The sequence below is a fragment of the Ideonella sp. A 288 genome (assembly GCF_002198735.1).
Lineage (GTDB): Bacteria > Pseudomonadota > Gammaproteobacteria > Burkholderiales > Burkholderiaceae_C > Pseudaquabacterium.
Genome location: NZ_MWLO01000128.1, coordinates 54323 through 68020 on the forward strand (window position 1 = coordinate 54323; position 13698 = coordinate 68020).

12 protein-coding genes are annotated in these 13698 nt (G+C 71.5%); 2 read left to right on the forward strand and 10 right to left on the reverse strand.

Going from position 1 to position 13698, the window contains the following annotated elements; all coding sequences use genetic code 11:
* Positions 1-93: 93 nt before the first annotated feature.
* The 6 genes from EOINJALH_RS16620 to EOINJALH_RS16645 all read right to left on the reverse strand — a co-directional run bounded on the left by EOINJALH_RS16620 (position 94) and on the right by EOINJALH_RS16645 (position 6159).
* Positions 94-1065, reverse strand: coding sequence for a TRAP transporter substrate-binding protein (locus EOINJALH_RS16620; protein ID WP_088282029.1), 972 nt, complete (start codon positions 1063-1065; stop codon positions 94-96).
* A 120-nt stretch (positions 1066-1185) separates the two neighbouring features.
* Positions 1186-2031: a 2-oxo-tetronate isomerase gene (gene otnI / locus EOINJALH_RS16625; protein WP_088282031.1), complete on the reverse strand. Its 846-nt coding sequence runs from the start codon at positions 2029-2031 to the stop codon at positions 1186-1188.
* Between the two features lie 39 nt (positions 2032-2070).
* Complete coding sequence (locus EOINJALH_RS16630; protein WP_088282033.1) at positions 2071-2742, reverse strand: aldolase; 672 nt, start codon at positions 2740-2742, stop codon at positions 2071-2073.
* A 13-nt stretch (positions 2743-2755) separates the two neighbouring features.
* Positions 2756-4033: a 3-oxo-tetronate kinase gene (otnK, locus tag EOINJALH_RS16635; protein WP_088282035.1), complete on the reverse strand. Its 1278-nt coding sequence runs from the start codon at positions 4031-4033 to the stop codon at positions 2756-2758.
* The gene (gene ltnD, locus EOINJALH_RS16640; RefSeq protein ID WP_088282037.1) at positions 4030-4923 is read right to left on the reverse strand and encodes an L-threonate dehydrogenase; all 894 of its coding nucleotides are present in this window, start codon (positions 4921-4923) and stop codon (positions 4030-4032) included. Before ltnD ends, otnK begins: the two co-directional genes overlap by 4 nt.
* A 195-nt stretch (positions 4924-5118) precedes the next feature.
* Positions 5119-6159, reverse strand: a complete 1041-nt coding sequence (locus EOINJALH_RS16645; RefSeq protein WP_088282039.1) for a quinone-dependent dihydroorotate dehydrogenase — start codon at positions 6157-6159, stop codon at positions 5119-5121.
* 40 nt (positions 6160-6199) lie between these two features.
* Between EOINJALH_RS16645 and rpiA the strand changes: the two genes are divergently transcribed.
* Positions 6200-6865 carry a ribose-5-phosphate isomerase RpiA gene (gene rpiA, locus EOINJALH_RS16650; RefSeq protein ID WP_088282237.1) on the forward strand — a complete coding sequence of 222 codons (666 nt, stop codon included), beginning with the start codon at positions 6200-6202 and terminating at the stop codon, positions 6863-6865.
* A gap of 3 nt (positions 6866-6868) precedes the next feature.
* On the opposite strand, the gene mnmC is transcribed toward rpiA, so the two are convergent.
* The 4 genes from mnmC to earP form a co-directional block, all read right to left on the reverse strand.
* On the reverse strand, positions 6869-8812 hold the full coding sequence (mnmC, locus tag EOINJALH_RS16655; RefSeq protein WP_088282041.1) for an FAD-dependent 5-carboxymethylaminomethyl-2-thiouridine(34) oxidoreductase MnmC: 1944 nt from the start codon (positions 8810-8812) through the stop codon (positions 6869-6871).
* Positions 8809-9777 carry a heme-dependent oxidative N-demethylase subunit alpha family protein gene (locus tag EOINJALH_RS16660; RefSeq protein WP_144290054.1) on the reverse strand — a complete coding sequence of 323 codons (969 nt, stop codon included), beginning with the start codon at positions 9775-9777 and terminating at the stop codon, positions 8809-8811. Before EOINJALH_RS16660 ends, mnmC begins: the two co-directional genes overlap by 4 nt.
* Before the next feature lie 155 nt (positions 9778-9932).
* Complete coding sequence (gene efp, locus EOINJALH_RS16665) at positions 9933-10487, reverse strand: elongation factor P (protein WP_088282045.1); 555 nt, start codon at positions 10485-10487, stop codon at positions 9933-9935.
* Positions 10488-10566: 79 nt separating this feature from the next.
* Positions 10567-11613 (reverse strand): elongation factor P maturation arginine rhamnosyltransferase EarP, encoded by a 1047-nt coding sequence (earP, locus tag EOINJALH_RS16670; RefSeq protein WP_088282047.1) that lies wholly within the window; start codon positions 11611-11613, stop codon positions 10567-10569.
* Positions 11614-11696: 83 nt separating this feature from the next.
* On the opposite strand from earP, the gene uvrC reads away from it, so the two are divergent.
* Entirely contained in the window at positions 11697-13673 is a 1977-nt protein-coding gene (uvrC, locus tag EOINJALH_RS16675; RefSeq protein WP_088282239.1) for an excinuclease ABC subunit UvrC, read from the forward strand.
* Positions 13674-13698 lie beyond the last annotated feature (25 nt).

A 13698-nucleotide genomic window follows, 5' to 3' on the forward strand; every position in this document is an offset into this window, starting at 1 on the left:
TGCGCCGCCCACCAGCAGACGCCGCGGAACCGGCTTTGCCGGGCCGCCAGCGTCCGCCCCCTTGGGGGGAAGCGCCGCAGGCGCTCCGGGGGGTTACTTGTAGTTCCGGATGCGGTCGATGTTGGCCTTGCCGAACTGCTTCTCGAACTCGGCATTCACCGGCGTCAGCGCCGCCACGAACTTGGCCTTGTCGACGTTCTCGACCACGCTCATGCCCTTGCTGCGCAACTCGGCCACGCCCTTGGAATCGTCTTCGTCGACGCGGGCCCGGTTGGCCTTGACGCCTTCCTTGGCGGCTTCGAGGAAGGCCGTCTTGTCGGCGGCCGAGAGCTTGTCGAACGAGGCCTTGTTCATCAGGAAGATGGCCGGCGAGTAGACATGGCCGGTCAGCGACAGGTGCTTCTGCACCTGGTCGAACTTGGCGGCCATGATCACCGACAGCGGGTTCTCCTGGCCGTCGACCGTGCCCTGCTGCAACGCGGTGAACACCTCGGGGAAGGCCATCGGCGTGGTGACGATGCCGAAGCCCTTGTAGGCGGCCACGTGCACCGGGTTCTCCATCGTGCGCATCTTCAGGCCCTTGAGGTCATCGGGGGCGTTGACCGCGCGCTTGCTGTTGGTCATGTGGCGCACGCCGTTCTCGCCCCAGGCCAGCGCCTTGAAGCCCTTGGACTCGAACTTGGCGAGCAGTTCCTGGCCGATGCTGCTGTCGAGCACGGCGCGGGCGTGCGGCTTGCCGCTGAACAGGAACGGGATGTCGAGGATCCGCGCCTCGGGCACGAAGTTGGGCACCGGGCCGGTGGAGGTGAAGGTGAGTTCCTGCGTGCCCAGTTGCACCGCCTCGATCGACTCGCGCTCGCCGCCGAGCGAGCCGGAGTAGAAGGGCTGCACCTTGATGCGGCCCGCGGTGCGCTTCTCGACTTCCTTGGCGAAGGTGTCGATGGCCACGCCCTGGTGCGAGTTCTGGGCCACCGAGATGCTGATGCGCATGGTGGTCTGGGCCATGGCCGCAGGGGCCAGGGCGAAGGCGAGGCTGATGCCGAGGGCGAGCGAGGCGAGTTTCATCGGAGATCTCCTGGGGTGAGGCGGCCTGTCTGTGCGGGCCGCAGGGGAACGGAAAAGTTGTCGGACAAGTCTAGGTGGCGCTGGCCCCTGCCGCCGCCGTTGGCGGCTCGGGGTTTTCGCTCAGCGGCCGGGCGAGCTGGCGGTGGCCAGGCGGTTCATCCAGCCCAGGCCGGCCGAGGTGCCGCCGGGTTGGGCGCCGCGGCTGGGCCGGTATTCGCAGCCGATCCAGCCGTCGAAGCCGAGTTCGTCGATCACCTTGAACAGGTAGTCGTGGTTCAGTTCGCCGATGTCCGGCTCGTGGCGCTCGGGCACGCCAGCCACCTGCAGGTGGCCCACGCGGCCGGTGGGCAGGTACTGGCGCAGCTTCATCGCCACGTCGCCCTCGACGATCTGGCAGTGGTACAGGTCCATCTGCACCTTGAGGTTCGGCGCGCCGACCTCGGCGACGATGGCGTGCGCCTCGGCCTGCCGGTTGAGGAAGAAACCGGGGATGTCTCGGGTGTTGATCGGCTCGATCAGCACGTCGAGGCCGGCCCCCGCGGCCTGTTGCGCGGCCCAGGCCAGGTTGGCGACGTAGGTGGCGCGCAGCGCGGCACGGTCCGCGCCGGCGGGGGCCAGGCCGGCCATCACGTGGATGCGCGGGCAGGACAGCGCGGCGGCGTACTCCAGCGCCATCGCCACGCCGGTGCGGAAGTCGTCCTCGCGCCCCGGCAGGCAGGCGGTGCCGCGCTGGCCGGCGTCGAAGGCGGCCACCGCCGAGGCGCCGTCGCGGCCGCCCGGCGGCGCGTTGAACAGCACCTGCTGCAGGCCGTGGTCCTGCAGGCGCGTGCGCAGCGCGGCGGCGTCGAAGGCGTAGGGGAACAGGTACTCGACGGCACGAAAGCCGTCGCGCGATGCCGCCTCGAAGCGATCGAGGAACGGCAGCTCGGTGTACAGCATCGACAGGTTGGCGGCGAAGCGCGGCATGGTTCGTGTCTCCGGAAATGGGGCGGTGCGGCCGTGGCGTCACCAGGTGGCGCCGAAGGCCTGGCGAAGCTCGTCGATCTGTCCGGGCTGCAGCGGCGCGATGGCGCGCTGGCCCAGCAGCCACAGCCGCGCCGTCTCTTCGAGTTCTTCCAGCACGGCCATCGCCGCGGCGGGGCTGTGGTGCCAGACGTTGGGGCCGAGGCGGTCGAGCATCACGGCACGGATGGGCGCGCCGCGTTCGCGTGCGTCGGCGATGGCCGCTGCGACCAGCTCGCCCACCTCGGGGCTGCCCGGCCGGCGGTAGGCGATCAGCGGCACATGCCCGACCTTCATGACGAAGTAGGGCGTGATCGGTGGCAGCATGTCCTGCCCCGGCGACACGCCACCGAGCAGGGTCAACGCCACCAGGTGCGTCGAATGGGTGTGGATGACGCAGCGCGCCGCGTCGTCGGCGGCGTAGATGCGGCGGTGCAGGGCGAGTGTCTTGCTGGCCGCGTCACCTGAGTGCTGCTGTCCGTCCGGGCCCACGTGGGCGAGCCGCGCCGGGTCGAGGAAGCCCAGGCAGGCGTCGGTGGGCGTGATGAGGTAGCCGCCACCGGCCTCGGCCGGCAGGCGCACGCTGAGGTTGCCGGCCGTGGCATGCACCAGCCCGCGCTCGAACAGGCTGCGGCCGACGCGGCAGATCTCGTCGCGGAGAGGGTCGATGCTCATGCCAGCCCCGTGCTCACGCCAGTTGCGCGAAGGCCTTGGTGAAGAAGTCGTCGCTGCCGAAGTTGCCCGACTTCAGCGCGAGGTGCAGGCCGGGCTGGCCCGGCACGTCGGACGGCGCATGGCACCACGGCACACCAGGATCGATCTGCGGGCCGATGCGCAGCCGCGAGACCTGCAAGGCCTGCACGCAGGCGCCGGACGTCTCGCCGCCCGCCACCACCAGCTGGCGCACGCCGCGCTCGACCAGGCCGCGTGCCACGCCGGCCAGCGCGTGCTCGACCAGGCTGCCGGCGGCCTGGGTGCCCAGCTGCTGCTGCACCGACTCCACCGCGCTGGCGTCGGCCGACGAATACACCAGCACCGGCCCGCTGGCCAGCAGCGGCTCGGCCCAGGCCAGCACCTGGTCCACGCTGTCGGCGCCCGACGCGAGTCGCAGCGGATCGATGCTGCGCACCGGGAGCCCCTGGGCCTGGAAGTGCGCCACCTGGCGCAGCGTGGCGCGCGAGCAGCTGCCCGACAGCACGGCCCGCAGGCCTTGGGCCGGCGGCAGGACGGCGGCGGTGGTCGACGGCGCGATGCCGAAGTTGGCCGGCAGCGCGATCGCCAGGCCCGACCCGGCCGTCACCACGGGCATGTCCTTCAGCGCGGGGCCCAGGCGCAGCAGGTCGGCGTTGGACACCGCATCGACGATGGCGATGCCCACGCCGTCGGCGCGCAACGCGGCAATGCGGGCGCGCACGGCGGCCTCGCCCGCGGCCACCGCCGCGTGGTCGATCAGCCCGACGCGGCGACGGCATTGCGCCTGCATCACGCGCACGAGGTTGGGGTCGGTCATCGGCGTCAGCGGGTGGTGCTGCATGCCGCTCTCGTTGAGCAGGCCGTCGCCGACGAACAGGTAGCCCTTGAACACGGTGCGCTGGTTGTCGGGGAAGGCGGGCGTGGCGACGGCGAAGTCGGCGCCCAGGGCGTCCATCAGTGCCTCGGTCACCGGGCCGATGTTGCCCTGCGCCGTGCTGTCGAAGGTGGAGCACACCTTGAAGTAGATCTGCTGCGCGCCAGCCGCGCGCAGCCAGGCCAGCGCCTGCAGCGATTGGGCCACCGCGTCGGCCGCCGGGATGGTGCGCGACTTCAGCGCCACCACCACCGCGTCGGCGGCCAGGTCGAGCGGCTCGGTGGCCACGCCGATGGTCTGCACCACCCGCAGCCCGGCGCGCACCAGGTTGTTGGCCAGGTCGGTGGCACCGGTGAAATCGTCGGCGATGCAGCCGATGAGCAGCTTGGGCGTGGTCATGAGGCTTCCTTGGGCAGTTCGATGCCGGGGAAGATCTTGATCACCGCGCTGTCGTCCTCGCGGGCGAAGCCGGCGGTGCTGGCCTGCATGAACATCTGGTGCGCCGTGCTCGACAGCGGCAGCGGGAACTTGCTGGCGCGCGCCATGTCGAGCACCAGGCCCAGGTCCTTGACGAAGATGTCCACCGCCGACAGTGGCGTGTAGTCGCCGGCCAGCACATGGGCCATGCGGTTCTCGAACATCCAGCTGTTGCCGGCGCTGTGGGTGATGACCTCGTACAGCGCGGCCGGGTCCACGCCCTCGCGCAACCCCAGCGCCATGGCCTCGGCGGCGGCGGCGATGTGCACGCCGGCCAGCAACTGGTTGATGACCTTGACCTTGCTGCCGGCACCGGCCTGGTCGCCCAGCCGGTAGACGTTGGCGGCCATTGCAGAGAGGGTGTCGCCGCAGGCGGCGTAGGCTGCGGGGGTGCCGGCGGTCATCATCGTCATCTGGCCGCTGGCCGCCTTGGCGGCGCCGCCGGAGATCGGTGCGTCGAGGTACAGCAGGCCGCGCTCGGCCAGCCGGGCCTCGAGCGCCACCGACCAGTGCGGATCGACTGTCGAGCACATCACGAAGACGCTGCCCGCGCGCATGGCCGCAGCGCAGCCGCCGTCGCCGAACAGCACCGATTCGGTCTGCGCGGCATTCACCACCACCGAGACCACGACCTCGCACGCCGCCGCCAGCTCGGCCGGCGACGCACAGGCCACGCCGCCATCGGCGACAAAGCCGGCCACGGCCTGCGGCCGGACGTCGAACACGTGCACGTCGAAGCCGGCGCGCCGCAGCGAGCCGGCCATGCCGCGACCCATGGCACCGAGCCCCACCAGTCCGACCTTGCGCCGCATGAATGCCCCCTGAAATTGATCAGGTCATCATACAACTTTGGGGTGTGGCGACCAGCGGGTTGACCCTAGTGTGCCGCGCGGCCGAGGGCGGCGGTCAGGTCGGGGTGGACACACAGGCGCCGCGGCCCGATGCGCGTGGGATGGCCCGCGGCCGCGGGTCGGTGGCGCGGGACGCCGATGCGCGCGCCGTCGCCGTCAGCGCCCGGCGAGTGCGCGGGCCGCCGCGGGCACCAGGCCTGGTCCGCGGTAGATGAGACCGGTGTAGACCTGCACCAGGTCGGCCCCGGCGGCGCGCTTGGCCAGCGCGTCGGCGGCGCTCATCACGCCGCCCACGCCGATGATCGGGAAGTCGGGGCCCAGCGCCTGGCGCAACGCGCGCACCACGCGCTGGCTGGCCTCGCGCACCGGGGCTCCCGACAGGCCGCCGGTCTCTTCGGCATGCGGCAGGCCCTGCACCGCATCGCGGGCGATGGTGGTGTTGGTGGCGATGACGCCGTCGAGGCCATTGCGCTGCAGCGTGGCGGCGATCAACTGGACCTGGGCGTCGTCGAGATCCGGCGCGATCTTGAGAAACATCGGAACGACGCGACCATGCTGGCGGCGCAGTTCGTCCTTGCGCGTGTTCAGCGCGGCCAGCAGGGCATCCAGGGCCTCGTCGGACTGCAGCGAGCGCAGGTTCTTCGTGTTGGGGCTGGAGATGTTGACGGTGACGTAGTCGGCGTGCGGGTAGACCCCGGCCAGGCCGATCAGGTAGTCGTCCACCGCGCGCTCGATCGGGGTGGCGGCGTTCTTGCCGATGTTCAGCCCCAGCACGCCGCCGCCAGCGCGGAAGCGGCGCGAGCGCCGCACGTTGGCGATGAACGATTCCAGCCCCTCGTTGTTGAAGCCCAGCCGGTTGATCAGTGCATCGGCCTGGGGCAGGCGGAACACCCGCGGCTTCGGGTTGCCGGGTTGCGCCTTGGGCGTCACCGTGCCGACCTCGATGAAGCCGAAGCCCATGTCGCCCAGGCCATCGATGCAGCGGCCGTTCTTGTCGAGCCCGGCGGCCAGGCCGACGCGGTTGGGAAAGCGCAGGCCGGCCAGCGTCACCGGATCGTCGACGCGCTTCTGCGCCCACAGGCGGCGTGCGGCGCTGTCCTGCAGCGCGGCGATGGCGTCGAGCGTGAGGTCGTGCGCGCGCTCCGGGTCGAGCCCGAAGAGGAAGGGGCGGGTGAGGGCATAGGGGACGAAAGCCATAATTGCGGATTGTCCCCCACGACCCTCCAACGCCATGTCGATGACCCAGGATGAACTCAAGGCGCTGGTCGCCCGCGCTGCGCTCGATCACGTGGTGCCCGGCACCGTCGTCGGGGTCGGCACCGGCTCCACCGTCAACCATTTCATCGACGCGCTGGCGACGATCAAGGACCGCATCGCGGGTGCAGTGTCCAGTTCGGTGAAGAGCACCGAGCGGCTGCAGTCGCATGGCATCGCGGTACTCGATGCCAACGCCGTCGCCGGCATCCCGGTCTACATCGACGGCGCCGACGAGATCGACGGCCGCGGCCACATGATCAAGGGCGGCGGTGCCGCGCTGACGCGCGAGAAGATCGTCGCCGATCTGGCCGAGCGCTTCGTCTGCATCGCCGACGAGTCCAAGCTGGTCGAGGTGCTGGGCGCCTATCCGTTGCCGGTCGAGGTGATCCCGATGGCGTCGGCGCAGGTCATCCGCCGGTTCGCGGTCGCCTATGGCGGCCAGGCCACCGTGCGGTCCGGGGTGGTCACCGACAACGGCAACCTGATCGTCGACGTGCGCGGCCTGCGCATCGCCGACCCGCTGGCGATGGAGACCGAGGTCAACCAGTGGCCCGGGGTGGTCTCCGTCGGCATCTTCGCGCGGCACCGTGCGCGGGTGTGCCTGCTGGGCACGCCGCAGGGCGTGCGCCGGCTCGACTTCGCCTGACGGTCAGGCGTCGGGCGGCTCGGCGCTGCGCCGGGCCGCCCGCGCGGCAAAGCGTGCGGGGTCGACCGCGTCGACCAGGCTGGCCGGCAGGGGCAGGGGCGCGCCGGTGATCCACGCCGCCAGCAATTCGCCCGCCAGCGGGGCATGCGTGAGTCCGCGCGAGCCCAGGCCGGCCAGCAGGTACAGGCCGCTGCGCCGTGGCACGAGACGGGGCTGGTCGCGCCGGGGCGGCGCGGCCCCATCGAACGACGGCGCCGGGCCAATCCAGGGCAGGCGGTCGGCGGTCTGCATCCGCCAGCCGACGCGGCCGCCGAGCGCCGCGGCGTCGCACGCGTCGACCGACGGGCCGGTCAGGCGCCGCAGCACGCCGAGGTTGTGCGCATGGTCACTGTCGCGCACGGCTGGGTCCTCGTCGTCCGGCTGCGACGTGGCGCCGAACAGCAAGCGGCCATCGGCCAGCGTCAGCGCATAGCCGCTGTCGGCCACGGGGTGCGGCAGCGGGTGCGGCGCGCCGGCCCAGAGGCTCACCTGACCGCGCACGCGCTGCCAGGGCCCGGGCGCGGTGCCCAGCAGGCGCGCCGCATCGGCGGCATTGGCCAGCACCACCACATCAGCGTCGGCCAGCACCTGGCCGTCGCCACCGAGCAGGTGCCACCGATCGCCGTGCCGGCGCAGCGCCTGGACCAGCGTGCCGCCACGCCACTGCACGCCGTCGTGTTGCAGCGACTCGCGCACCAGGGCCGGCGGCGACACCCAGCCGCCGGTGGGGTAGTGCCAGGCCGGGCCGGACCATGGCAGGCCCGTCCAGGCACGGGCCTGTTCCGCCGTCCAGGCCTCGACCCAGGCGGCCGGCAGCGCCTGCGACGCGACGACCTCGCGCATGGCCTCGATCGACATCGATTGCTCGCCACGCAACAGACCGTCGGTGCGCCCGGGCACGGCGCCGGCGGCCACCAACGGGGCGTAGCGGCGATGGGCCAGCAAGGCAGCGGCGCGCAACCAGCGGGCGTGCGGCCCGTCGTCGCGGTGGACGATGCCGTGGAACAGCCCGCCGGCGTTGCCCGAGGTCTCCTGCGCCGGCTCGGCGTGCCGGTCCAGCACCAGCGTGGCCACGCCCTGCGCGGCCAGTGCCTGCGCGGCCGCGGCGCCGGCCAGGCCACCGCCGACGATGACCGCCGAGCGGGCCACGCTGCCCGCCACGGCCGCATGCGCGCGGCGCCCTGGCGGCGGTGGCGCCACATGGCGCGGCGCGAAGCGGCCGACGGTGATCTCCCGCTTGCCGCCGATGCCCGGCACGCGCTCGATCGCGAAGCCGGCGGTGGTCAGGGCCTCCCGCACGTCGCGCGCCACGCTCCAGGTGGCCACCGTGGCGTCGGGGGCGGCCAGCCGGTTCAGGCCACGCAGCAGGCGCGCGTCCCACATCGCCGGGTTGCGCGCGGGCGCGAAGCCGTCCAGGTAGATCGCATCGGCCTGGGCCACCAGTTCGGGCAGCGCCGCGGCGATGTCGGCCTGCACCAGCAGCAGGCGGACGCGGCCACGCTCGAAGTCGATGGCATGCAGGTCGGGCGTGCTGGGCGGCCACTGCGCCTGCAATTCGCCAGCCAGGGCCGACAGCGGCGAGTCGGCATGGACGCGGGCCAGGTCGGCGAGCGTCGGCGGGTGCTTCTCGATCGAGACGAACCAGAGGCGGGTGCAGCGTTGCGCATCCTGCCGCCAGGCGGCCCAGGTGGCCAGGAAGTTGTGGCCCAGGCCGAAGCCCGTTTCGAGCACGACGAAGCGGGGGCGACCGGCCCAGCGCCCGGGCAGCCCGTTGCCCTGCAGGAACACGTGGTGGGCCTGCAACAGCGCCCCGGCACGGGAGTGGTACACGTCGCCGAAGTCGGGCGAGGTGGGTGCTTGCGGGTCGCTGAAGTCGATGCGCGCCGGGCGCACCGGGCCGAACCTCATGGCGACGGCGCGGCGGCCGAGGCGCGCTGTGCCAGCCAGCGCAGCAGCGGCTCGCGCACGGCGGTCAGGCCGCGGTAGCCGAGCACGGCCTCACTCATCGAGGCCACGGCATCGTGCACGCGGGCGGCGCGCTGTGGCGTGTCGAGGGCCTGCGGCAGGGGCTGGGTGTCGACGCCGATCGTGAACACCGCCTGGCGCGCGCCCGGCACCGGGATGAAGGTCTGCCGCTCGGTGCGCCACCAGGTCTGTGCGGCCAGGGCGTCGCCCTCCAGGCCGGGCGCCCAGCGCGCCGGGTCCACGCGCTGCGGGTGCGCGTGCAGCCGCGGGTGGGCCGTGAGGTTCCAGACGAAGCGCTCCCAACGGTCGGTGCCGGTGACCAGGCGCACGAGGTGCTCGCTGGCATTGACGACCAGGCGGTTGTCGGCCACCGGGGCGTGCACCTCGGCGAAGTGTCGGCCGATCTTTTCTTCGGGCGCCCAGACCGAGGGCAGCGCGACGGCCAGCCATGGGATGGTGCCGTCGCGCGCATCCACGATCGCGAAGTCTTCGGCGAAGACCAGCGAGATCAGCGCCGCGCGCCGCCACGGGGCCGGCAGTTGGGCGAGGAAGCTGCCGATCTCGGGCCAGCCGCCGTGCACCTGCACGGGCCGGTCGTCGGCGTCGAGCCGCCAGCCCAGCCAGGGTGCGACCCAGTCGGGGCCGTCGACGCGCAGGGCCCCCGGGTGCTCGGTGGCCGCATGCCCGGCCAGGGCTGCCAGCGCGGGCCCGGCATCGAAGCCCGGTTGCACCAGCAGGGCCTGCCACGGGTAGGCCCACAGCACGGCCAATTTCTCGCGCAGGTGGCGCGCCGCGCCGCGATGCGGCACCACCGACGGCGTGAGCTGGGTGGCCCCCGGGCCCAGCCGGCGCAGGCCGGGCTGCATGCGGAACGGCGCCTGTACCGCCGCGTCGAAATCGAAGCTCATGGCGGCCACGCGCGTCGGCTGCCCGACGCCTCGGTGCCGCCTCGTCGGTCGGTCGGCAGGTTCGGTGGGGGTGTGACAGTCATGGCCGCGACATTAGCACCGCGCCATGACAAAGGGGCACCGCCAGGTGCCCCTTCGATCGACCGCGGTGACGCTCAGACGCGCTTGCGGTACTCGTGCGTGCGGGTGTCGATCTCGATCTTGTCGCCCTGGGCCACGAAGATGGGCACGGGGATCTCGAAGCCGGTGGACAGCTTGGCCGGCTTGAGCACCTTGCCCGAGGTGTCGCCCTTGACAGCGGGTTCGGTCCAGGTGACTTCGCGCACCAGTGAGGTGGGCAGTTCGACCGAGATGGCCTTGCCGTCGTAGAACACCACTTCGACCGGCATGGCGTCTTCCAGGTACTGGATGGCGTCGCCCATGTTCTCGGCCTCGACCTCGAACTGGTTGTAGTCGGAGTCCATGAACACGTACATCGGGTCGGCGAAGTAGGTGTAGGTGCAGTCCTTCTTGTCGAGGACGATCTGGTCCATCTTGTCGTCGGCCTTGAACACGGTCTCGGTGGCCTGGTTGTTCAGCAGGCTCTTGAGCTTCATGCGCACGGTGGCCGAATTGCGGCCGCCGCGAGAGTATTCGGTCTTGAGCACGACCCAGGGGTCCTTGCCCTGCATGATGACGTTGCCGGCGCGGATTTCTTGAGCGATTTTCATGACGGTACCTGCTCGGGGCCCTTCATCGGGCCTCGGTTCTCTGGGTGGATCGGCTGCGCTTTGCGCAAAGCCTTGAATTTTAACGCCTTTCGGCGACCCACCCGCAAAGCTGTGTGCACAGGTCGGATTGGGCCTGCAGCGCCTTGCGCCATCGCAAGGCGGCCTGCCGCCAGTCGTCGGGGTCGGGCAGGCCGTCGGGCCAGGGGGCCAGGCCGTTCCAGGCGAGAGACAAGGCCAGCCGCTCGGCCGCCCCTGGCGCGGCCACCGTGCGCTCGAACAGGCTTCCGAAGGCCTGCAGCTTGGCGGCGTGGGCGCCGTCGTCCTGCGGGTAGATCTGCCAGACGAAGGGCCGGCCGGCCCACATCGCCCGCACGAACGAATCCTCACCGCGCACCAGGTTGAGGTCGGCACTCCACAGCAGGCGGTCGAAGTCGGGCTGGGCGAGCCAGGGCAGGGCGATGCGGCGCAGGCCGGGCGTGTCGGGCAGCGTGTCGAGCGTGCGCTGCGCCGCACCGGGGCAGGCCAGCAGCAGCGTCGGCTGGCCGGCCCAGGCCTGCACCAGCCGCGGCAGGGCCGACGCGTCGTAGCAGAACAGCACCACGACCTGTTCGCCGGGCTGCGCGGCCCAGCCGCGCGCGGCCAGCCAGGCCGGGCCGTCGAAGGCCGCCTGTTCCTCGGTCAGGGTCGTTTCGCGCAACAGCCCGCCGGTGGCCGGCGTGAAGCCCGGGTAGAAGAACCATTTGTTCAAGCCCGCGGCGGGCCCGGTCGATTGCGGTGATCGCAGGCCGTGGCAGCGCTCGACATAGGGCTCGGCGCTGAGGTACTCGAGGTTGATCCACACCGGAGGCGGCTCGCGCGCCGCCAGTGCGTCGACCACCGCAACGGGCAGTTCGCAGCCGAAGAGCTCGATCACCACCTCGCCGGGCGGCACGAACGCACCTTCGGCCGGCCAGGGGTGCACCGACACCCCGGCCGCACCCCGTGGCGCCATCCAGGCCAGCGCGGACGCATCGTCGACCCACAGGCGCACGCGGTGGCCGCGCGCCGCCAGGTCGGCCGACAGGCGCCAGGCCACGCCCAGGTCGCCATGGTTGTCGACGACGCGGCAGAACAGGTCCCACAGCATGGCGGCGATTATCGGCATGGCCCGCCGGGCAGGGCATGGCTTCGATGCGGGCCGCAGGGGCCCGACGGCAGAATGGCGCCACCATGAGCACGCCAGCCGACGAACCTGCTGCCGACCCCGTCGACGACGCCGAGGCCATCGCCCACGCGCGCCTGCTGGCCGAGGTGTCGGCGCTGCCCAGCCTGCCCGGGGTGTACCGCTACTTCGACGCGCAGGACGCGGTGCTGTACGTGGGCAAGGCACGCAACCTGAAGAAGCGGGTCTCGAGCTACTTCCAGAAGGACCACGGCGGCACGCGCATCGGCCACATGATCAGCCGCATCGTGCGCATGGAGACCACGGTGGTGCGCACCGAGGCCGAGGCGCTGCTGCTCGAGAACAACCTGATCAAGACGTTGAACCCGAAGTTCAACATCCTGTTCCGCGACGACAAGAGCTATCCGTACCTGAAGCTGGTGCACCACCCGTTCCCGCGGGTGGCCTACTACCGCGGCGCGGTCGATCGCAAGCACACGTACTTCGGGCCTTATCCGGGGGCCTGGGCGGTGAAGGAGACCATCCTGCTGCTGCAGAAGGCCTTTCGGCTGCGCACCTGCGAGGACACAGTGTTCGCCAACCGCTCGCGGCCGTGCCTGCTGTACCAGATCCGCCGGTGTTCGGGCCCCTGCGTCGGGCTGATCGACCCGGCCGAGTACGGCCGCGACGTGGCCCATGCCGAGCGCTTCCTGCGCGGCGACTCGCAGGCGGTGATCGAGTCGCTGCAGGAGCGGATGATGTCGCTGTCCGATGCGCTGGAGTTCGAGCGGGCGGCCGAGGTGCGCAACCAGATCTCGGCGCTGTCGCGGGTGCTGCACCAGCAGAGCGTCGAGGAGAGTAGCCTGTCGGCGCGCGACCGCGACGTGGACATCCTGGCCGTGCGGGTGCAGGGAGGCCGGGCCTGCGTCAACCTGGCCATGGTGCGTGGCGGGCGCCACCTGGGCGACCGGGCCTACTTCCCGGCTCACGTGGAAGAGGCCGCGGCGCTGTCGGCCGAACAGGCCGACGACCTGGCCGGGCAGACGGCGGTCGAGCCGCAGGTGCTGGAGGCCTTCATCGCGCAGCACTACCTGGGCGTGGCGCCGCCGCCATCGCTGGTGACCAGCCACGCGGTCGACGCGGGCCTGCTCGACGCCCTGTCGGTGCAGACCGGCGTGCGCCTGGCCGCGCAGCACCAGCCACGTGAGCAGCGTCGCGTGTGGCTCGAGATGGCCGACAAGGGTGCGCAGATTGCGCTGGCGCGCTTGTTGGCCGAAGAAGGGTCGCAGCGCGAACGCACGCGCGCGCTGGTCGAGGCGCTGGACCTGGCGGTGGACGACCTGGACCGCTTCCGCGTCGAGTGCTTCGACATCAGCCACACGGCGGGCGAGTCGACGCAGGCCTCGTGCGTGGTCTACGAACAGCATGCGATGCGCAATGCCGACTACCGCCGCTACAACATCGACGGCATCACCGGTGGCGACGACTACGCCGCGATGCGGCAGGTACTGCTGCGGCGCTACGGCAAGGTGGCCGAGGCACGTGCCGCGGCGAACCTGGCCGGCACCGAGGAGGCCGTGCCAGCCAAGGGCCTGCGCCTGCCCGACCTGGTGCTGGTGGACGGAGGTCGCGGCCAGGTGTCGATGGCACGCGATGTATTTATCCAGCTCGGCCTCGATCTGTCGTTGATCGTTGGTGTCGAGAAAGGCGAGGGCCGCAAGGTGGGTCTGGAGGAGCTCGTGTTCGCCGACGGACGTGACAAGGTGTACCTCGGGCATGATTCGGCCGCGCTGATGCTGGTGGCGCAGATCCGCGACGAGGCGCACCGTTTCGCGATCACCGGCATGAGGGCTCGGCGCGCCAGTGTGCGCACCGGCGGAAGTCGGCTGGAAGAGATTGCCGGGGTCGGCCCCAAGAAGCGCGCCAGGCTGTTGCAGCGGTTTGGCGGGGTTCGAGGGGTGGGTGCCGCCAGTGTCGACGAGCTGGCCAGTGTCGAAGGCATTTCGCATGAATTGGCAGAGGAGATCTACCGTGCATTGCATTGAAGCTGTCGTGTCCCCGGCGACCGTG